The sequence below is a fragment of the Variovorax sp. AB1(2024) genome (assembly GCF_037482385.2).
Lineage (GTDB): Bacteria > Pseudomonadota > Gammaproteobacteria > Burkholderiales > Burkholderiaceae_C > Variovorax.
The window spans coordinates 1,563,484-1,583,008 of the sequence record NZ_JBBHKP020000001.1 but is presented as its reverse complement, the minus strand read 5'-3'; the positions used below and the strand labels follow the sequence as shown (position 1 = coordinate 1,583,008).

Sequence of the window (19,525 nt, the reverse complement as noted above, 5' to 3'; positions counted from 1 at the left end):
CTCAGTCCAGGAAGTTCTTGAGCATGGCGTGGCCGTGCTCCGTCAGGATGGATTCGGGGTGGAACTGCACGCCTTCGATGCGCACGTCGTGCGCGAATCCGGTGTGCCGCACCCCCATGATCTCGCCGTCGTCGGTCCAGGCGGTGACAGCCAGCGCCTTGGGACAACTCTCGCGCTCGATGGACAGCGAGTGATAGCGGTTGACGACGAACTTCTGCGGCAGCCCCGCGAACACGCCTTCCTGCGTGGTCGTGATCTCGCTGGTCTTGCCGTGCATCAGCTGCTGCGCGCGCACGATCTTGCCGCCGAAGGCCGCGCCGATGGCCTGGTGCCCCAGGCACACGCCCAGAATGGGCAGCTTGCCGGCAAATGCCTCGATGGCGGCCACCGACACGCCCGCTTCCGCCGGCGAACACGGCCCGGGCGACACCACCAGCCGCGTCACGCCGGAGGCGATGAGTTCGCCGATCTGCGCCACGGTGATCTCGTCGTTGCGGTGCACCTGCACGTCCGCGCCCAGCTCGCCGAAGTACTGGACGATGTTGTAGGTGAAGCTGTCGTAGTTGTCGATCATCAGCAGTTTCATGGCTTGCTCACAATCCGGTGGACGCCCTTGACGACGGGGAACACGTTGAAGTTGATCAGCAGGCCCAGCTTGAGGCCCGACAGCCGCAGCGCGGCCAGCACCTGCGCGCGATGCAGGTCGGTCAGCACGTCGACCGCCTTGAGCTCCACGATGACCGACTGCTCGATCACGAAGCCCGCGCGGTAGACTTCGCCCAGCGAGCGGCCCTTGTAACTGGCCGACAGCGCCACGTCGCGCGTGAAGCCGATCTCGCGCTCGGCCAGCTCGATGGCCAGCGCCGCGGCATAGGCGGCTTCGTCGAGCCCCGTGCCGAGCACGCGCTGCACCTCGACGGCGGCGCCGATGATCTCGTGCGAGAAGTCGTTCTGAATATCCTGTGCGTTGCTCATCATTCCAGGCCTTCCTCGACCAGTTCGGCGGCACGCAGGAGTGCGCGCGCCTTGGCTTCCGTTTCCTTCCACTCGAGCTCGGGCACCGAGTCGGCCACCACGCCGGCCGCGGCCTGCACGTGCAGCATCTGGTCCTTCACGATGCCGGTGCGGATGGCGATGGCCACGTCCATGTCGCCCGCATAGCTGATGTAGCCGCAGGCGCCTCCGTAGAGGCCGCGCTTGGTGGGCTCCAGCTGGTCGATCAGCTCCATCGCATGCACCTTGGGGGCGCCGGTCAGCGTGCCGGCCGGGAAGGTGGCCTTGAGCACGTCGATGGCGGTCATGCCGTCCTTCAGCGTGCCTTCAACGTTGCTCACGATGTGCATCACGTGGCTGTAGCGCTCCACCGCGAAGGCTTCGGTCACCTTCACGGTGCCGGTCTTGGCGATGCGGCCGATGTCGTTGCGCGCGAGGTCGATCAGCATCACGTGCTCGGCGCGCTCCTTCGGGTCGTTGATGAGCTCCACCTCGGCCGCCTTGTCCAGCTCGATCGACGCGCCGCGCGGACGCGTGCCGGCCAGCGGGCGGATGGTGATCTTCTGCTCGCCCTCGCCCGTGTTTTCCTGGCGCACCAGGATCTCGGGCGACGCGCCCACCACGTGGAAGTCGCCGAGGTTGTAGTAGTACATGTAGGGCGAAGGGTTCAGCGAGCGCAGCGCGCGGTACAGCGACAGCGGCGACTCGGTGTAGCGCTTGCTGATGCGCTGTCCCACCTGCACCTGCATGAAGTCGCCGGCGGCGATCATTTCCTTGGCGCGCTCCACGGCCGCAAGGTAGTCGGCCTTGGCGAAGCTGCGCTCGGGCGGATGCGGCTGCGTGGGCTTCACGATGGGGGCGCTCACCGAGTACTTGAGCTTTTCCTTGAGTTCCCTCAGGCGGCGCTTGCCCACTGCATAGGCCTCGGGCTGCTTCGGATCGGCATAGACGATGAGGTACAGCTTGCCCGAGAGGTTGTCGATGACGGCCAGTTCCTCGCACTGCAGCAGCAGGATGTCGGGGCAGCCCAGCGTGTCGGGCGGGCAGCTTTTTTCGAGCTTGCGCTCGATGTGGCGCACGGTGTCGTAGCCGAAATAGCCGGCAAGGCCGCCGCAGAAGCGGGGAAGGCCCGGGCGCAGCGCCACCTTGAAGCGCTTCTGGTACTCGGCGACGAAGTCGAGCGGATTGCCCTTGACGGTTTCCACCACCTGCCCGTCGGTCACCACTTCGGTGACGGCCTCGGCGCCGAAGCCGCTGGCGCGCAGCAAGGTCCTCGCGGGCAGCCCGATGAAGCTGTAGCGCCCGAAGCGCTCGCCGCCCACCACGGATTCGAGCAGGAAGCTGTGCTTGCCGCCGCCTTGCGAATGGGCGAGCTTGAGATAGAGGGAAAGAGGCGTCTCGAGGTCGGCGAAGGCCTCGGCCATCAGCGGAATGCGGTTGTAGCCCTGGGCGCTGAGGCTCTTGAATTCAAGTTCGGTGATCACGGGTTCGTTCTCCAATTGCCAGCCGACGCTCCTTTGGCCGGGGGCAAGGTCATTCACGGGTGGTCCGGCGTCGTCGAGTATGTGTCGATCCGGAACCGCGGGCGCACGGCGTGCGCCGTGCAATCAAACAGTCAGCGAAGTATGGCTACGCCAGGGCCAGGCTCCCCGGCTGCCTTCACCTGTTTGATTGATGTGATGAACGAACATGGAAGGCCGAGTTTAGCCCACGAAAACGCCGGTTCGCACAACAACGGCCGCTTCGGCGCGGCTTCAGGGTTCATCCCGAGGTTGCCCATAAAACGAAAAGATACATTCGCACGACCGTTCGCAAAATACCGAGGAGACCTCCCGTGCCAGCTTTTTCGCTCCCGACCGTGTTCTCCCGGCTCGCCCTGGCGGCCTGTCTTGCCGCTGCCGCGTCCGGTGCCGCGGCGGCGCAGGTCGATGTGGCCGGCGTCAAGCTCGAAGACCGCATGGACCTGCATGGCAGTGCGCTGCAGCTCAACGGCGCGGGCATTCGCTACAAGGCCATCTTCAAGGTCTACACGGCGGGGCTGTACGTGGGCAAGAAGGTGTCGACGCCGGAAGAGGCGCTGGCCGCGCCGGGTCCCAAGCGCGTGGCCATCACGATGCTGCGCGACATCGACGCGAACGAACTCGGCAAGCTCTTCACCAAGGGCGTGGAAGAGAACTCGCCCAAGAGCGAAATGGTCAACCTCATTCCAGGGCTGCTGCGCATGGGCCAGATGTTCGCGGACCAGAAACAGCTGAAGACCGGCGACACCTTCAACATCGACTGGGTGCCAGGCACGGGCACCGTGATCACCGTGCGCGGCGTGCCTCAGCCCGACCCGGTGAAGGAGCCGGCCTTCTTCAACGCCCTGCTGCGCATCTGGCTGGGGCCGAACCCGGCGGACTGGAAGCTGAAGGACGCGCTGCTCGGCAAGCAGTAGCCGAACAGCTCAGGTCAGGCGGCCGCGAGTTCGGCCAGCGAATCCACGAAGCCGTCGGCATCCACCGCCCGCACCGGCTCGCCGTGGTTGTAGCCGTAGGTCACGAGCACCACGGGGCAGCCGGCGGCGCGCGCGGCACGCGCGTCGTTGCTCGAATCGCCCACCATCAGCGTGCGCGCGGGCGCCGTGCCCAGCGCCTCGCAGGTCTTCAGCAGCGGCAGCGGATCGGGCTTCTTGCGCTCGAAGGCGTCCCCGCCGAACACCAGCTCGAAGAACCCGTCGAGCCCCTTCTCGGCCAGCAGCGGCTTCGCGAACGACGTCGGCTTGTTCGTGAGGCACGCCAGCCGCAGGCCCTGCGCGCGCAGGGCCTTCAGGCCGTCGATCACGCCCGCGTACACGGCCGAGTGCTGGCCGTTCACCGCCAGGTAGTGGTGCTGATAGCGCTCCCAGGCACGCTCGAACAATGCGCGCGCCCTGGCGTCGGCAGCGTCGCCTTCGGTCGGCGCCATCACGTGCACGAGCGCGGAATGGATCAGGTGCTCCGACCCCTTGCCCACCATGCGCTCGATCGCAGCCGGCTCGACCGCCGGCAGGGAAAGATCGGCAAGCATGCGGTTCAGCGACGCGGCGAAGTCGCCGAGCGTGTCGACCATGGTGCCGTCGAGGTCGACGATGGCGGCGTCGAAGCGGTTGGGGTGGAAGCTGATGGAGTTCAAGACAGATCGATCGAGTTGCGACAAGGGAGGAACGGCGGGCAAAACATAGCAGACCCGGGCGCGAGTCGCGCCGTCTAGCTCAGTCGCCGCCATCCCGCGCGGCGAGCCTTGCCACCTCGCGATCGAAAACCTCGTACTGCCCGTCGCAGAAAAGCTCGCAGAGGCGATCGACCTCCGCGCGGCTGCACTCGTCCACGACCGCCGCGTCCTGCTCCGGCTTCGCCTTGCCGAAGAAGCCCTTGCGCATCTGGATCGACACCGACTGCAGCTGGTAGCTGCGGTTGCGTTCGTCGCCCAGCGCCGAGATCCAGAGCTCCCGCTGGTCGGGCTCGTTCTGCAGCACCAGCGTCGGCAGCGGGCCGTCCTGCTGCTCGTCCCACAGCGCGAGTTGCTCGGTCCACGGGAAGGCGTCGATGGCGGCCATGAAGGCGATCAGGTTCGTCTCTCCCTGCGGGTCCGTCTGCTTGTAGTCGTAGCCGACTCTCTGGATTGCGTAGGTCAACATGGTGCGTGGATCGGCAAATGCCGAGGGTGTTGGTGAGAGCGCCATTCTGTGACCCCGGGGGCACGAGGCCGGCACGCGGGGATAATGGCCGCCCGATGATCGTCCGACCCCGCCCTCATTGGCTGCGCATGCTCTTCGTGTGGCGCGGCTCGGTCCTGCCGGACATCGTGCCGCAGCTGTTGTGGACCACCGCCTTCGCGGTGCTGGTGACGGTACTGCACGGGCGGCTTTTTCAATGGAAGGTGCCGCTCAACTTCGTGCCCTTCTCGCTCATCGGCCTCACGCTGGCGATCTTCCTGGGCTTCAGGAACAGCACGAGCTATTCACGCTACTGGGAAGCCCGCACGCTGTGGGGCACCCTGCTCAATGAAACGCGCTCGCTGGTGCGCCAGGCGCTGACCCTGGGCGACTCCCCCGCGCACGCCGGCGTGGCGGCCGCGCGCCTCATCGCCTTCGTGCATGCGCTGCGCCATCAGCTGCGAGGCACCGATCCCTGTGCCGACCTCGCTCGCCTGCTGCCGCCGGAAGACTGCGAGCGCCTGCGCGCCGCGCGCTTCAAGCCGGCCATGCTGCTGCTCATGGTCGGCGAATGGCTGCGCGACCAGCGCAGGAGCGGCCGGCTCGACCCGATGCTCGCGCAGGCCATGGAAGTACCGCTGGGGCGGCTGACGGAGGCACTGGGCGGCTGCGAACGCATTGCGAGCACGCCGATCCCCTTCACCTATTCCGTCATCATCCACCGCACCATCTATCTTTATTGCGTGCTGCTGCCCTTCGGCCTCGTGGATGCCATCGGCGCAATGACGCCGGTGGTGGTCGCGTTCGTCGCATACACCTTCTTCGCACTCGAGGCACTGGGCGCCGAGATCGAGGAACCCTTCGGCACCCAGCCCAACGACCTGGCCCTGGACGCCATGTCCCGCATGATCGAAGCCACCCTGCGCGAGATGATGGGCGAGCCCCGAGCGCCGGAAACCACCGATGCGCAAACCGTTGGTTACATCCAGACCTGAAGAAGCTTAAGAAGCATTCCGGAAACTTTTCGGGGCTTTCGGACACCTACGTTCCGGCGCTGTCTTTCGCGAACGCGCAAGACAGCCATTCATTCAATGTCTGTATTCCAGACACATCCATGAGGAACACTCCATGCGTCTGACGACGAAGGGCGGCTTCGCCGTGACGGCCATGATCGATGTCGCGCTGCGCGAGCAGGCCGGCCCCGTGGCCCTGGCGTCGATCGCCAAGCGCCAACATATTGCCCGCTCGTCGCTGGAGGCACTCTTCAGCAAGCTGCGCCAGCATGCGCTGGTGAAGGCGACGCGAGGCCCGGGCGGCGGCTACACGCTGGCGCGCAAGGCATCTGAGATCACCGTTGCGGACATCCTGTTCTCGGTCGACGGCCAGGCCGCACCAGAGGCCGAAGCCGCACCGCCGCGCGACAAGGCCGGCAACGGCGCCGCAGACGGCGAATCCGGCTGCTACTCGACCGATGCGCTCTGGGCCTCCGCCAACCACCACGTGATGGAGTTCCTCGACTCCGTCACGCTGCAGAGCCTGGTCGACGACCAGTTGGCCAAGGGCGTGCGCGTCGAAGAGGAAGCCCCCCGCAAGAAAGAACCGCAGCCGCGCCCCGTGCCCAGCCTGCGCCACGTGAACGCACCCAACTCCGTGTTCGCTTGGAGCGGCGTGTTCGCCAAGCGCTGACCGGCACCGCTCCCGCCCCGCCGGCGGGCGGTCAGCGCAGCGTGGCATGCGGATGCAACGGATGCGCCAGCGTGTCCGCGATGAGCCGCAGCGCCTGGTCGCACTGCTCGCGCGACATCGGCCCGCCCAGGCAGATGCGCACCGCGTCGGGCGGATCGCCGTCGGTGGAAAAGGCCGCGCTCGCCACCACGCCCACGTTCTGCGTGCGCAGGTAGGACGCAAACTCCACCGGACTCCAGCCCGGCGTGAGCGGCAGCCATGCATGGAACCCCTCCGGATGCGCCTGCAGCCCGTTCGCGCCTAGGTAGCGCGTGGCCAGCACCTGCCGCGCCATCGACTCCGCGCGCACCGCCTGCAGCATCTCTTCCGCGGTGCCGTCTTCCACCCACAGCGTGGTCAGCGCATTGGTGATGGGTGAGGCCATCACCGTGGTCGCGCGCATTGCGCCGGCCAGCCGCTGCGACTGCACCACCGTCGGCGAGCACACATACGCGCTGCGCAACCCCGCGCCGAAGCATTTCGAGAATCCGCTCACGTAGTAGGTGAGCCCGGGCGCCAGCGTGGCCAGCGACGCGGGCACCTGGCGCGGCAGCATGCCGTAGGCGTCGTCCTCGATGATCGGCACCGCGTAGCGCAGCGCCACGTCCGCGAGCGCCTCGCGACGGGCGCGCGAGACCGTGGCGGCGGTCGGATTCAGCAGCGTCGGGTTGCAGTACAGCGCCTTGGGCTTGAGCGTCCTGCAGGCGTGCTCGAAGGCATCGGCAATCGGGCCGTCGTCGTCCATCTGCAGCGCATGCAGCTGCACGCCCAACTGCGCCGCGATGGCCTTCACGCCGGGGTACGTGAGCGACTCCACGCACACCAGCTCGCCCGGCCGCGCAAGCTGCGAGAACAGCGCCGTCAGCACGCCGTGGATGCCCGGGCACACCAGGATGCGGTCGACGCTCGCATCGGGCACGAAGGGCCGCAGCCAGTGCATGGCGGCGGCGCGGTCGTGCGCGGTGCCGCCGAAGTCCTGGTAGCGCAGCAGGTCGTGGAAGTCGGCCTGCGCGAAAGCCCGGCTCGCGCTGTCGTGCAGCCGCGCCATCAGGTGCTCGTCGTCGGGCTCGGGCGGCATGTTCATCGTCATCTCCGCGCCGCTGCCGCCGCGCAGCCGCAGGCTCGGGCTGCCCGAGCGGATGAAGGTGCCCGTGCCCGCGCGCGAATCGATCAGCCCGCGCTTGCGCGCCTCGGCATAGCCGCGCGCCACGGTCGTGTAGTTCAGCTCCAGGTCGGCCGCCAGTTCGCGCAGCGTGGGCAGCCGGTCGCGCACGCCGAGTCGCCCGGTCTTGATGTCGTCGGCGATCAGCTCGGCCAGTTGCAGGTAGGCCGGGCGGGCGCTGTTGCGCAGTTGCCTGCGCCAGTGGGCGGTGATGGTGGTCATCGGGGGGCTCCGGCGAAGTTGATCGCATTCATTGATTGCATCCGGCCACCGATCAACACGCAGGATTCGCGCCCGCCCCAGAGGACCCGGATGCTTCGATCAGGTGCGATCAACCCCATTGATCGGGTGCATTGATCGCACGGCGCATGCGTCTTGCCGGTGCGCGGCGAGCCGCCCGGCCCGGCCGCCGGCCCGCCTTTGCACAGGCCGGAAAAATTTTTTGCGGCTCGCGGCCCGCGCCGCTGCGCGTTGATCGCGACTTGATTGCACGCAGCCGCGCGAACGCTGGCACATCGCCTGCGAAGAGGAAGGCACGCAAGACCTGCGTGTCCAACCACCCAACCGGAGTCCCCCATGCCCAAAGTCACCCGCCCCCGCAACGAAAAAGGCGAGTACCTCGTCGACTACGAAGAGAAGGTGTTCGAAGACGTCAAGGCCGAGCCCGGCGAGAAGGCGCTCGTCACCTTCCACACCGTGGCCTTCGAAGGCTCCATCGGCTTCGTCAACCTGCTGCAGGCCACGCGGCTGCGGCGCAAGGGCTACGAGACCTCGGTCCTGCTGTACGGCCCCGGCGTGACGCTGGGCGTGCAGCGCGGCTTTCCCACGCTGGGCGACGAGGCCTTCCCGGGCCACCAGAACTTCAACAAGCAAATCGTCAAGTTCATGGAGGAAGGCGGCAAGGTCTACGCCTGCCGCTTCGCGCTGCAGGCGCTGTACGGCCACGGCGAAGGCGCGCTGATCGAAGGCATCACGCCGATCAACCCGCTCGACGTGCTCGACCTCGTGCTGCTGCACAAGAAGGCCGGCGCGGTCATCCTCGACACCTGGACACTGTGAGCGAAGGCGCGGCGATGGCATCCACACCCACCACCGTTCGGGCGGCGGCGATCCAGATCGCACCCGACTTCGAGCGGCCCGACGGCACGCTGGAGCGCGTGTGCAGCGCCATCGACGCGGCCGCTGCCAGGGGCGCGCAGCTCGCGGTCTTTCCCGAGACCTTCGTGCCCTACTACCCCTACTTCAGCTTCGTGCTGCCGCCGGTGCTGCAAGGCGCGCCGCACCTGCGGCTGGCGGAGCGCGCGGTGGTCGTGCCCGGCCCGGTCACGCAGGCCGTGGCGGAGCGAGCCCGCGCACGGAACATGGTGGTCGTGCTCGGCGTGAACGAGCGCGACCACGGCAGCCTCTACAACACGCAGCTGGTGTTCGACGCCGACGGCACGCTGGTGCTCAAGCGCCGCAAGATCACGCCGACCTATCACGAGCGCATGGTCTGGGGCATGGGCGACGGCGCGGGCCTGAAGGTGGTCGACACCGCCGTGGGCCGCGTCGGCGCGCTGGCCTGCTGGGAGCACTACAACCCGCTCGCGCGCTACGCGCTGATGGCGCAGCACGAGCAGATCCACTGCGCGCAGTTCCCCGGCTCGCTGGTCGGCCCGATCTTCGCGGAGCAGATGGAAGTGACCATCCGCCACCACGCGCTGGAGTCGGGCTGCTTCGTGGTCAACGCCACCGGCTGGCTCACCGACGAGCAGATCCGCTCGGTCACGCCCGACGCGCAACTGCAGAAGGCGCTGCGCGGCGGCTGCCACACGGCCATCGTCTCGCCCGAAGGAAAGCACCTCGCGCCGCCGCTCACCGAGGGCGAAGGCATGGTGGTGGCCGACCTCGACATGGCGCTGATCGCCAAGCGCAAGCGAATGATGGATTCGGTCGGCCACTACGCGCGGCCCGAGCTGCTGTCGCTCGCCCTCAACGACCGGCCGGCGCAGACCACCGTGCCCATGCACCTCACGCAACCTTTCGCCCAACGGAGCCCCGACCATGACCACGACACCCATCACGACGCAGCAGCAGGACAGCCGGCAACTGATGACCGAGCTCCAGTCCTTCGGGTTGCGGCTGGTTGATCCTTCGGCCGGCGTCTCGAGCCGCCGCGGCGGCGCGGGCCCTTCGGACCACAAGGCCGTGACCGTCGACGGCCACACGATCATGGTGCCGGTGCACACGTCCACCGCGTGGCACTCGCCCTTCACCGCCGAGGCGCCGGACGCCACCGGCATGAGCCGCGTGATGCGCGGCAGCATTCCCATCGCAAGCATCAGCTTTCCGAGGCAGCCGCGCTTCTACGCCATGCAGACCTTCGACGGCGTGCCCTACTCGCACATCGCCACGCTGCACGGCAGCGACGTGCTCGCCACCACCGTGCTGCAGACCTGCATCCGCTACGAAAGCCGCAGGAAGAGCTGCAAGTTCTGCGCGATCGGCCAGTCGCTCGCGGCCGGCCGCACCGTCGCGCGCAAGACGCCCGAGCAGCTCGCCGAAGTGGCGCGCGCCGCCGTGCTGCTCGACGGCGTGAAGCACATGGTGATGACCACCGGCACGCCCAACGCCACCGACCGCGGCGCGGCCGTGCTGTGCGAGAGCGCCTTCGCCATCAAGGCCGCGGTCGACATCCCCATCCAGGGCCAGTGCGAGCCGCCCGACGACGACCAGTGGTTCCACCGCATGAAGGCCGCCGGCATCGACACGCTGGGCATGCACCTCGAAGTGGTCACGCCCGAGGTGCGCGAACGCATCATGCCGGGCAAGGCCGGCGTGCCCGTCTCGCGCTACATGAGCGCCTTCGAGGCGGCCGTGGGCGTGTTCGGGCGCGGGCAGGTCAGCACCTACATCCTGGCCGGGCTGGGCGACACGCGGGAAGCCATCCTCGACACCTGCGACCAGCTGCTGGCGCGCGGCGTGTATCCCTTCGTCGTGCCCTTCGTGCCGATCAGCGGCACGCCGCTGGAAGACCATCCGGCCCCCACGCCCGAGTTCATGAAGTCGCTGCTCGCGCCGCTGGGCGAACGCGTGGTGGCCGCCGGCCTGCGCTCGGCCGACATCAAGGCCGGCTGCGGCAAGTGCGGCGCCTGCTCGTCGCTGTCGATCTACGAAAAAGAAAGCGAAGGCTGACCATGCTGTGCATCGACGACCTCTGCGAGATGGCGGACCACTACGCGCCCGCCGAATACCTCGTGCGCGAAGCCGCCCAGCGATGGGAGCGCGACGAAGCCATGGCGCTGCGCCGCGCGGTGTTCTGCATCGAGCAGGGCATCTTCGCGCGCGACGACCGCGACGCCATCGACGACCACGCGCGCCTGCTGGTCGCCATGTCGTGCAACGGCGGCATGCCAGAGCAGGTGGTGGGCACGGTGCGCATCCATCGCGGTGAGGCCGAAGGCGAATGGTGGGGCTCGCGGCTGGCCGTGCACCCCGCCTTCCGCAGCCAGGGGCACCTGGGCGCCACGCTGATCCGGCTGGCCGTATCGCGCGCCCATGCGCTGGGCTGCGAGACCTTTTTCGCGCAGGTGCAGCTGCAGAACGTGCCGCTGTTCAACAAGCTCGGCTGGACGACACTGGAGGAGACCAGCGTGCACGGCCGCCCGCATGCGCGCATGCAGGCCGACCTCGCGTGGTACCCGCCTTGCCACGATCCCGTCAGCGGCTTCGTCACGCGCGCCAGGGTGGCGGCATGACGCAGCATGTCCACGACATCGCCGAAGCCCTGCGCGCCACGCGCGGCTTCGCCCACAAGCGCGACATCAGCGATGTGGTGTCGGCGCTGGGCCGTTCGCTGCCAGGCGGCCATGCGGCGCTCGCGCAGGCCGTGCCCATCGGCGACGACTGCGCGGCCATCCCCGACGGCCACGGCGGCTACCTGCTGTTCGCCATCGAAGGCCTGGTCGAAGACTTCATCGTGCGCATGCCGTGGTTTGCCGGCTACTGCGGCGTGATGGTCAACGTGAGCGACATCTACGCCATGGGCGGGCGCCCCACCGCCGTGGTAGATGCCCTGTGGAGCACCGGCATGAGCCCCGCGGACGACGTGCTGCGCGGCATGGCCGAGGCCGCCGTGCGCTACGGCGTGCCCATCGTCGGCGGCCACAGCAACAACCGCAGCGAGCGGCCGCAACTGGCGGTGGCCATCCTCGGGCATGCGCGCCGGCTGCTCACCAGCTTCGACGCCAGGCCGGGGCATCTGCTGGTGATGGCCGCCGACCTGCGCGGCGCCTACGAAGAGCCTTTTCCGTACTGGAACGCCTCGACCCGCGCGCCCGCCGCGCGGCTGCGCGCCGACCTCGAGCTGCTGCCGGCGATTGCCGAAGACGGCCTGTGCGGTGCCGGCAAGGACATCAGCATGGCCGGTGCCGTGGGCACGGCCATGATGCTGCTCGAATGCTCCGGCGTGGGCGCGCGCATCGACCTCGACGCGCTGCCCCGGCCCGACGGCGTGCCGCTGCTGCGCTGGCTCTCGTCGTTCCCGAGCTACGGCTTCGTGCTCAGCGTGGCGCCCGCGCAGGTGGCCTCGGTGCTGGCGCGCTTTGCCGCGCGCGACATCGCCTGCGGCGTGATCGGCGAGGTCGATGCCGCGCGGCAGGTGCGCCTGCGCGCCGGTGGCGAAGAGGCGCTGCTGTGGGACTTCGGCAGCGACGCCTTCATCCAGCCGCCCAGCCTGCAAGCGGAGGCCGCCGCATGCCCGTGACCCACTTCAGCGTGCGCTGGCCCGACGCCAGCGAAACGCGCTGCTACTCGCCCTCCAGCGTGGTGCGGGAGCACCTGGCACCCGGCGAGCGCTATGCCCTCGCCGACTTCATGCAACGCACACGCGAGGCATTGGGCCAGGCCTCCGAGCGGGTTCGCGCGAAGTACGGCTTCGCGTGTTCGCAGGCGATGGACCAGCTTGCAGACATCGAGCAGACCGCCGCGCGCTTCGCCACCACCGCGGACGCACACGTCACCGTTGTCGCCATCGACTGACGCGTTCCCCACATCCAGAGAAAGAAGCACCCCATGTCACATCCCTACGGCGGACGCAGCCACTACAGCGTCGTCATCGTCGGCGGCGGCCAAGCCGGCCTGTCGCTGAGCCACTGCCTGCAGCAGCGCGGCATCGACCACCTCGTGATCGAGAAACGCAGCCTGGTGCACACCTGGCGCACGCAGCGCTGGGACTCGTTCTGCCTCGTCACGCCCAACTGGCAATGCCAGCTGCCGGGCTGGGGCTACACCGGCGTCGATCCGCACGGCTTCATGGTCAAGGACCAGATCAACGAATGGCTCGCGGGCTTCGTCGAGCACGTGAAGGCGCCGGCCGTCGAGGGCGTGACCGTCGAACGCGTATCGCGCGACGGCGAGCGCGACCGCTTCAGCGTGCAGACCGACGCCGGCCTCTACACCGCCGACCAGGTGGTGGTGGCCTCGGGCGGCTACCACCGCCCCATCGTGCCGCGCCTGGCCGAGAAGCTGCCGGCCAGCGTGGCGCAGTTCCACTCGGCGCAGTACCGCAACCCGGCGCAACTGCCCGAGGGCGCGGTGCTGGTGGTGGGCTGCGGCCAGTCGGGCGCGCAGATCGCCGAAGACCTGCACCTGGCCGGCCGCAAGGTGCACCTGGCCACCGGCAACGCGCCGCGCTGCGCGCGCTTCTATCGCGGCCGGGAAGTGGTCGACTGGCTTGCCGACATGAAGTACTACGACATGCCCGTCACCGAGCATCCGCTGCGCGAAGGCGTGCGCGACAACACCAACCACTACGTGACCGGCCGAGACGGCGGGCGCGACATCGACCTGCGGCGCTTCGCGCTCGAAGGCATGGAGCTGTACGGCCTGCTGAGCGGCTTCGACGACGGCAGCTTCGAATTGCAGCCCAACCTGCGCGACAACCTCGACCAGGCGGACAGCACCTACAACCGCATCAACGCATCGATCGACAAGCACATCGCGGCGCAGGGCATCGAGGCGCCGCCGCCTTCGGTCTACACGCCGGTATGGGAGCCACGGGAAGAACGCACGCGGCTCGACCTTGCCGCGGCGGGCATCACCAGCGTGGTGTGGTGCATCGGCTTCTCGCCGGATTTCGCGTGGGTGGATGCGCCGGTGTTCAACGGGCGCGGCGCGCCGGTGCACCTGCGCGGGGTCACGAACGAGCCGGGGCTGTACTTCCTGGGCCTGCCGTGGCTGCACACCTGGGGTTCGGGACGCTTCTCGGGCGTGGCGCGGGATGCGGAATTCCTGGCGCAGGCGATCGAGGAACGCAAGGCGACGTCGCGCGGCGGTGCCGACGCCGCACCGCCCCCCGAGTTGCGCGCAGCCTAGGCCTGCTGCGCCTCGGTCAGTGCCTGCGCCGCCACCACCGCCTCGGTGCGGTTGCGCACGTTCAGCGCACGGAAGATGGCGGCCAGGTGGATCTTCACCGTGCCTTCGCTGATGCCCAGGCTGCGCCCGATCAGCTTGTTGGGCTTGCCCTGCGACAGCAGTTGCAGCACCTCGACCTGCCGCTCGGTCAGCACGTTGCGCAGGTGTTCCAGCGTCTGGCTGCCGGCGCCGCCGCGCGGCAGCGTCTCAGACGCCTGGGGTGCCACGCCCGCCACGATGCCCGGCGGCAGCGCGGTGAGCATCATCGGCGGCACGTACACGCCGCCGGCCAGCACCAGCCGCACCGCGGAGAGCATCACCTCGGGTGAATAGGCCTTGGGAATGAAACCGAGCACGCCGCGCTCCAGCGCGCTGCGCATGATGGCCGGGTCTTCGTAGCCGGACAGCACCATCACGGGCAGGGCCGGATGGCGCTTGCGGATTTCGTCGATGTGCGCCTGCCCATCGGCGCCGGGCATGTTGAGGTCGATCAGGGCCAGGTCGAGGTCGTCGGAAGCACCCGCAAGCAGCTCGTCGACGCTCATCGCCAGAACGAACTCGATGCCGGGCTCCAGTTCCGACAACTTGGCTTTGACCGCCTCGATGACGAGCCGGTGGTCGTCGGCGATCAGGATTTTCATGTCTTTTTTCCCGTGCCCCAGCACGCGTTGAACTACCGGGTGCAGAAGATACCGGTGATTTCCCCGCGCAGCAAGGCCGCCGCCCCACCAACGGCATAGGCCCCAAGCGGTATGGCGCCCCCGCCGGCCCGTTTGAAACAATGAAAGCCTACTCGAAGGAACCGGGGACATAGGCATGTGCCATCGCTGCAGACGCCGGTGCAAGGCATCCTTCGCAATGCACGCCTGAGCAGGCACCTCCATGGCTCGCCTGCTCGACTGCTTCTCCGGCTTCATCGCATACGGCCTCGCCCTCGATGCATCGGCGGCCGCCGGGCGCCCGATGCCCGCGCTCGCGACGGTGCAGCGCAAGGCCATGCAGCTGCTCGACACCGCGCGCGCCGAAGCGGCCGCCGCGGGCACGCCCGCGCCGCAGGTCGAGTCGGCCGTGTTCGCGATGGTGGCGTGGATCGACGAGATCCTCGCGCGCCACCCGGAAGCGACGGCGGGCTCGGATGCGGGCAGCGGCCCCTCGCCGCTGCAGGCGCAGCTCTTCAACTCGAACAATGCGCACAGCGAGTTCTTCCACCACCTGTCGGCCCTGGGCGCGCAGGACAACGACGTGCGCGAGGTCTACTGGCACGCGCTGGTGCTGGGCTTCAAGGGCCAGTACTACTTCGAGGACGGCGACCAGGGCGAGCTCGGAAAACTCAAGGACCTGCACGGCCGCCAGCTGCAGCTGCGCCCGCTCGCGGCCGACAGCCTGGCGCACGACCGCATCACGCCGCAGCCGTACAGCGTGCCCGACCCGCGCGGCCCCAACGACACGCACCGGCGCGACCGCGCGCTGCTGCGCGCCGGCGCTGCGCTCGCGCTGCTGCTGCCGCTGCTCTACCTGCTGTGGCTGTGGTCCACCGGGCCGCCCGCGGCCGGCTCCGGACTGAGCCAGCGCATCGAGCAGCACCTGCAGACTTTTGCCTGCGCCGACCTCACGGCCACCGTGGACACGGAGGGCCGCACGCGCGTGTCCGGCTTCGTCTCGCTGCCCGGCGACCTGTCGCGGGTGGAGCGCGAAGTGGCCATGGTGCCCGGCGTGAAATCGCCGAGCTTCGACGTCGGCCTGCGCGTGTGGCCGCACTGCGAGGTGTTCGCCATCATCAAGCCCTACCAGGCGCGCAACCGCGAGCGGGCCTACGGGCTCGACATCGACTCGCCCTCCGCGCTCGAAGGCAAGCTGCGCGAAGGCGACCCGGTGCGCGTGCAGGTGGTGGCGCCGCGCCACGACAGCTACATCTGGGTCGACTACTACACGGCCGACGGCGCGGTCATGCACCTCAACGCCGGGCAGGCGCCCACGAAGCTGCATGCGGGCGAAACACTGGCGCTGGGCCGCGAGATCCCGTCGAGCTGGCTCGTGAGCCCGCCCTTCGGCAGCGTGCTGATCACCGCGCTCTCGGCGCCGACGCCGTTCACCGAAACCGCCGACCGGCCGCCTTTCGAGCCCGCGTCAGACTACCTGCTGCGGCTGCGAGAGACCGTCGCGGCCGGCAAGAACAGCGACCGGCTGATCGCCGACTTCGTTTTCCTGGAGACGGTTTCGCGGTGACCGCCATGCTTTCGCACGACCATCGCTTCTGGCTGCTGCTGGCGCTGTGCCTCGCGGGCTTCGCGCTGCTGTACGGCGTGGTGCGCGATGCCGGACGCGGAGCGCGGCGCCGCGCGCTGCAGCGGCGCATCGAGGCACTCGGCGTCCCCGCGTCAGAAGCAGCGGGCGACACGGACCTGGCCGCCGCCGCGCTCAGGGAAGGCATGGCGCAGGCACAGCAGGCCCTGAAGCGCAGCCGCCCGCGCGCGCCTGTTCCATGGTTCCTGTTCTTCGGCAATGCCGCCGCCAACGTGTGCGGCCTGCTTTCTGCGGCGCATGGCGAGCGCCTGCCCGCGCACGACGCAGGCGAAGCCAAGGCAGATGCCCGGTGGCACTGGTGGCTGACCGGCGCCACCGTGTCCATCGAGATTCCGCCCGGCGCGGTCGGCAAGGCTGCCGACACGCCGGCGCAGCGCGGCCTGTGGCTGCAGTCGCTGCTGGCACTGGCCGAGCGGCGACATCGCCTGCCGCTCAACGGCATGGTCGCGTGCGTGTCAGCGCAAGAGCTGCTGCATGCCGACGAGAGCGAACTCGCGGCCCTGGCCGCGCGAATGCGCCGCCTGCTCGACGAGACCGCAGACACCCTGCGACTGCAGCTTCCCACGTACCTCGTCGTCACCAGGCTCGAACAGCTCCCGGGCTATGCGGTGCTGCGCGGCGCGTTGCCGCCCGAGGTGCTCTCTCAGGCCGTGGGCCATCGGCTGACCGACGCCTCGGCCGCCATTGCCACGCCGCCGCGCGAACGGCTCGATGCGGTGTTCGACCCGCTCGCCCGGCACCTGCATGCGCTGCGAATGAGCCTGCTGCATCGGCAGGCCAGCGCCGCGGACCGGCTCGCGGTGCATGAATTCGTGGAAGCGGTGCGCGCGCTGCAGCCCGGGCTGCGCACCTTCGCGCAGGTGCTGCTCGCGAACCACGGCAAGGGCACGCGCGCGACGCGCTGGCGCGGCCTCTACCTGACGGCTGCGGCATCGCCCGTGCACGGCGCGGGCGCGGCCTTCGTTGATGACCTGTTCGGCCGCTTCCTGCCGGCCGACCAGCCACTGGTGCGGCCGGGCCGCCCATCGCCCGCCGGCGCCACGGCCTGACAGCAGGGCCGCGGCGCTACTTCGCGTCGATGCGCATCTGCCGCGCGCCGAGCAGCACGTCGAGCGACTGCGCCTTGCCGGTGGTGACCGGGCGCACCTCGCGCCAGCGCGCGCGGTCGAGATCGCGGAACGCCGCCATCACGCCGATCGCCTTGGCGTCGGGCGGCAGGTTGAAGTCGAGCTTTCTGCTTTCGCCGGGCCGCAGCAGCACTTCTTCGCGCTGCACGAGTTCGGCGCCCAGCGTGGCCTGGTCTTTCTCGAACAGCGAGAAGAAGTCGGCGCCTTCGAACGGGCCAGGCGACTTCAGCGCATACACGCGCACCGTGAGCGGCGAGGCGCGTCCGCGCGCATCGGGGTTGGCGTCGGGGCCCGCCGTGAGCGAGACCGCGACGGTCGTCACCACCGGCTTGCTCGCGCATCCGATGAGCGAAAGACCCGCTGCAGCAAGGCCAAGAACGGCGATGCGACGCCGCGGCAGCGCGGCGCAGGAGCTCTCATAGGACGAATGGTGTGTACCCAGCGTGCGCATGCTATTCCCTTCGTTGCATTGACCGGTCAAGACGCATCTTTGATTATCACCAGCCAACTTCAACAGGCAATATGCTGAACAACCAACTTGCCGCCGCACTGCTCACGCCCATCGGCGAAGCATCGCCGTGCGGCGACGACCTGGAGTACGACGCGGACTTCACCGCGCTCGTCTCGGCCGCGCAAGGCAAGCCGGAGCAGCAGTTCGGCGACACGGTCATTCCCGCGGTCGAGCCCGAGTGGCGCGAAGTCGCCGAGCAGTCCGACGCCATCCTTCGCCGCAGCAAGGACTTGCGCGCCGCGGTGCTGCTGCTGCGCGCCGCCACGCGCCTGCAGGGCGTTGCCGGTTTCGCCGCGGGGCTGCGCCTGCTGACCGACCTGCTCGACAGTTTCTGGGACGGCATACATCCAAAGCTCGATGCGGACGACGACAACGATCCGACGATGCGCCTGAACGCGCTCGCGCCGTTGACCGACGAAGGCATGGGCCTGCGCGACCTGTACGACGCGCAGGTCGGCATCGCGCGCGGCGTCGGGCCGATCCGCGTGCGCGACATCGCCATTGCGCACAACGCGCTCACCGCCGTCGGCGGCGAGGCGGCGTATTCCATGGCGCAGGTGCAGGGCGGGCTCGAAGCCATACAGGCCGAGCGGCCCGAGGCCATACAGGCTGCCGTCGAGGTGCCCGCGCTGATCGATCGCCTGCACAGGCTCATCGTCGATCGCACCGGTCGTGCCGACGCGGTCGACTTCGACGCGCTGCGCGGCATCGGCCGCGTGCTGAACAAGGCCTGCGCCGCGGCCAGCGGCGCGCCGGCGGATGCCGCGGGCGCGGCAACCGGCGAGGGCGATGCGGGCACGCAGGACGCAAGCGCCGCGGCCGCACATCCCGCAGCCCCGCGCGGCGAGATCCAGAACCGCCAGGACGCGGTGCAGATGCTCGACCGGGTGATCCGCTACCTCGAGCAGGCCGAGCCCGGCAACCCCGCGCCGCTGCTGATCGAGCGCGCGAAGAAGCTCATCGGCGTGAGCTTCCTCGAGATCATGGCCAACCTCGCGCCCAACGCGATGGACACCATCGAGACGGTCACGGGCCGACGCCCTTCCGAATAAGCCAGCACCACAACACAACCGCCCCATTCACACCCGCAAGGAGCATCTTCCATGGCCAAGAGCAGTCAGAAATTCATCGCCCGCAACCGGGCGCCCCGGGTCCAGATCGAGTACGACGTGGAGCTCTACGGGGCCGAGAAGAAGGTGCAGCTGCCCTTCGTGATGGGCGTGCTGGCCGACCTGTCGGGCAAGCCCGCCGACCCGCTCGCGCCGGTGGCCGACCGCAAGTTCCTGGAGATCGACGTCGACAACTTCGACTCGCGCATGAAGGCCATGAAGCCGCGCGCAGCCTTCGCGGTGGAGAACTCTCTCACCGGCGAAGGCGACCTGAAGGTGGAGCTCACCTTCGAGAACATGGAAGATTTTTCGCCCGCCGCCGTGGCCCGCAAGGTGGGCGCGCTGAACAAGCTGCTCGAGGCGCGCACCCAGCTGTCGAACCTCGTCACCTACATGGACGGCAAGGGCGGCGCCGAAGACCTGCTGGCCAAGGTGCTGGAAGACCCGGCCCTGCTGCAGACGCTGGCCGCGAGCAAGAAGCCCGAAGACGGCAGCACGCCCGCCGCCTGACCCCCGACACACACA

The 19,525-nt window shown here is 68.9% G+C and carries 22 protein-coding genes; 14 read left to right on the top strand and 8 right to left on the bottom strand.

Going from position 1 to position 19,525, the window contains the following annotated elements:
- Position 1: 1 nt before the first annotated feature.
- Genes WIX39_RS07485 through trpE form a run of 3 tightly spaced genes read right to left on the bottom strand, consistent with a single transcriptional unit; the run spans position 2 to position 2,477 of the window.
- The gene (locus WIX39_RS07485) at positions 2-586 is read right to left on the bottom strand and encodes an aminodeoxychorismate/anthranilate synthase component II (protein WP_081268451.1); all 585 of its coding nucleotides are present in this window, start codon (positions 584-586) and stop codon (positions 2-4) included.
- On the bottom strand, positions 583-975 hold the full coding sequence (locus tag WIX39_RS07480; RefSeq protein WP_409194775.1) for a GxxExxY protein: 393 nt from the start codon (positions 973-975) through the stop codon (positions 583-585). The genes WIX39_RS07485 and WIX39_RS07480 overlap by 4 nt, the downstream gene beginning before the upstream one ends.
- A complete protein-coding gene (gene trpE / locus WIX39_RS07475) occupies positions 975-2,477 on the bottom strand; it encodes an anthranilate synthase component I (protein WP_081268564.1) in 1,503 nt (500 codons plus the stop codon). The genes WIX39_RS07480 and trpE overlap by 1 nt, the downstream gene beginning before the upstream one ends.
- A 350-nt stretch (positions 2,478-2,827) precedes the next feature.
- Here trpE and WIX39_RS07470 point away from each other — a divergent pair, with 350 nt between their 5' ends.
- Positions 2,828-3,430: a chalcone isomerase family protein gene (locus WIX39_RS07470; RefSeq protein WP_081268452.1), complete on the top strand. Its 603-nt coding sequence runs from the start codon at positions 2,828-2,830 to the stop codon at positions 3,428-3,430.
- Positions 3,431-3,444: 14 nt separating this feature from the next.
- On the opposite strand, the gene WIX39_RS07465 is transcribed toward WIX39_RS07470, so the two are convergent.
- On the bottom strand, positions 3,445-4,146 hold the full coding sequence (locus tag WIX39_RS07465) for a phosphoglycolate phosphatase (protein ID WP_285413093.1): 702 nt from the start codon (positions 4,144-4,146) through the stop codon (positions 3,445-3,447).
- A 79-nt stretch (positions 4,147-4,225) separates the two neighbouring features.
- Positions 4,226-4,651: a hypothetical protein gene (locus WIX39_RS07460; protein WP_106935881.1), complete on the bottom strand. Its 426-nt coding sequence runs from the start codon at positions 4,649-4,651 to the stop codon at positions 4,226-4,228.
- A 95-nt stretch (positions 4,652-4,746) separates the two neighbouring features.
- On the opposite strand from WIX39_RS07460, the gene WIX39_RS07455 reads away from it, so the two are divergent.
- Together WIX39_RS07455 and WIX39_RS07450 are read left to right on the top strand one after the other, a co-directional pair.
- Entirely contained in the window at positions 4,747-5,664 is a 918-nt protein-coding gene (locus WIX39_RS07455) for a bestrophin family protein (RefSeq protein ID WP_409194774.1), read from the top strand.
- A gap of 133 nt (positions 5,665-5,797) precedes the next feature.
- A complete protein-coding gene (locus WIX39_RS07450) occupies positions 5,798-6,355 on the top strand; it encodes an Rrf2 family transcriptional regulator (protein ID WP_081268456.1) in 558 nt (185 codons plus the stop codon).
- 31 nt (positions 6,356-6,386) lie between these two features.
- Here WIX39_RS07450 and WIX39_RS07445 read toward each other — a convergent pair whose 3' ends face one another.
- Positions 6,387-7,778 (bottom strand): PLP-dependent aminotransferase family protein, encoded by a 1,392-nt coding sequence (locus WIX39_RS07445; protein WP_106935883.1) that lies wholly within the window; start codon positions 7,776-7,778, stop codon positions 6,387-6,389.
- 354 nt (positions 7,779-8,132) lie between these two features.
- Here WIX39_RS07445 and WIX39_RS07440 point away from each other — a divergent pair, with 354 nt between their 5' ends.
- Genes WIX39_RS07440 through WIX39_RS07410 form a run of 7 tightly spaced genes read left to right on the top strand, consistent with a single transcriptional unit; the run spans position 8,133 to position 13,910 of the window.
- Positions 8,133-8,615: an MSMEG_0572/Sll0783 family nitrogen starvation response protein gene (locus tag WIX39_RS07440; protein WP_081268458.1), complete on the top strand. Its 483-nt coding sequence runs from the start codon at positions 8,133-8,135 to the stop codon at positions 8,613-8,615.
- A 14-nt stretch (positions 8,616-8,629) separates the two neighbouring features.
- Positions 8,630-9,685 carry a Nit6803 family nitrilase gene (locus WIX39_RS07435; RefSeq protein WP_106937581.1) on the top strand — a complete coding sequence of 352 codons (1,056 nt, stop codon included), beginning with the start codon at positions 8,630-8,632 and terminating at the stop codon, positions 9,683-9,685.
- Positions 9,648-10,730, top strand: a complete 1,083-nt coding sequence (locus WIX39_RS07430; protein ID WP_409196328.1) for an MSMEG_0568 family radical SAM protein — start codon at positions 9,648-9,650, stop codon at positions 10,728-10,730. The genes WIX39_RS07435 and WIX39_RS07430 overlap by 38 nt, the downstream gene beginning before the upstream one ends.
- Before the next feature lie 2 nt (positions 10,731-10,732).
- Entirely contained in the window at positions 10,733-11,293 is a 561-nt protein-coding gene (locus tag WIX39_RS07425; protein ID WP_106935885.1) for an MSMEG_0567/Sll0786 family nitrogen starvation N-acetyltransferase, read from the top strand.
- On the top strand, positions 11,290-12,300 hold the full coding sequence (locus tag WIX39_RS07420; RefSeq protein WP_106935886.1) for a sll0787 family AIR synthase-like protein: 1,011 nt from the start codon (positions 11,290-11,292) through the stop codon (positions 12,298-12,300). Before WIX39_RS07425 ends, WIX39_RS07420 begins: the two co-directional genes overlap by 4 nt.
- Positions 12,291-12,575 (top strand): MSMEG_0570 family nitrogen starvation response protein, encoded by a 285-nt coding sequence (locus WIX39_RS07415; protein WP_106935887.1) that lies wholly within the window; start codon positions 12,291-12,293, stop codon positions 12,573-12,575. Before WIX39_RS07420 ends, WIX39_RS07415 begins: the two co-directional genes overlap by 10 nt.
- A 33-nt stretch (positions 12,576-12,608) precedes the next feature.
- Positions 12,609-13,910: an MSMEG_0569 family flavin-dependent oxidoreductase gene (locus WIX39_RS07410; protein WP_106935888.1), complete on the top strand. Its 1,302-nt coding sequence runs from the start codon at positions 12,609-12,611 to the stop codon at positions 13,908-13,910.
- Here the strand turns inward: WIX39_RS07410 and WIX39_RS07405 are convergent.
- Positions 13,907-14,590 (bottom strand): response regulator transcription factor, encoded by a 684-nt coding sequence (locus tag WIX39_RS07405; RefSeq protein WP_081268464.1) that lies wholly within the window; start codon positions 14,588-14,590, stop codon positions 13,907-13,909. The two genes, WIX39_RS07410 and WIX39_RS07405, sit on opposite strands and share 4 nt — an antisense overlap.
- A 241-nt stretch (positions 14,591-14,831) precedes the next feature.
- Here WIX39_RS07405 and WIX39_RS07400 point away from each other — a divergent pair, with 241 nt between their 5' ends.
- Positions 14,832-16,175, top strand: coding sequence for a DotU family type IV/VI secretion system protein (locus WIX39_RS07400; protein ID WP_409194773.1), 1,344 nt, complete (start codon positions 14,832-14,834; stop codon positions 16,173-16,175).
- A gap of 5 nt (positions 16,176-16,180) precedes the next feature.
- Positions 16,181-17,302 carry a type VI secretion system protein gene (locus tag WIX39_RS07395; RefSeq protein WP_106937582.1) on the top strand — a complete coding sequence of 374 codons (1,122 nt, stop codon included), beginning with the start codon at positions 16,181-16,183 and terminating at the stop codon, positions 17,300-17,302.
- A 16-nt stretch (positions 17,303-17,318) separates the two neighbouring features.
- Here WIX39_RS07395 and tssJ read toward each other — a convergent pair whose 3' ends face one another.
- Positions 17,319-17,831 (bottom strand): type VI secretion system lipoprotein TssJ, encoded by a 513-nt coding sequence (gene tssJ, locus WIX39_RS07390; RefSeq protein WP_106935890.1) that lies wholly within the window; start codon positions 17,829-17,831, stop codon positions 17,319-17,321.
- A gap of 71 nt (positions 17,832-17,902) precedes the next feature.
- On the opposite strand from tssJ, the gene tssA reads away from it, so the two are divergent.
- Both tssA and tssB read left to right on the top strand, forming a co-directional pair.
- Positions 17,903-18,943, top strand: a complete 1,041-nt coding sequence (gene tssA, locus WIX39_RS07385; protein WP_081268467.1) for a type VI secretion system protein TssA — start codon at positions 17,903-17,905, stop codon at positions 18,941-18,943.
- A gap of 51 nt (positions 18,944-18,994) precedes the next feature.
- Entirely contained in the window at positions 18,995-19,510 is a 516-nt protein-coding gene (tssB, locus tag WIX39_RS07380) for a type VI secretion system contractile sheath small subunit (protein WP_081268468.1), read from the top strand.
- Positions 19,511-19,525 lie beyond the last annotated feature (15 nt).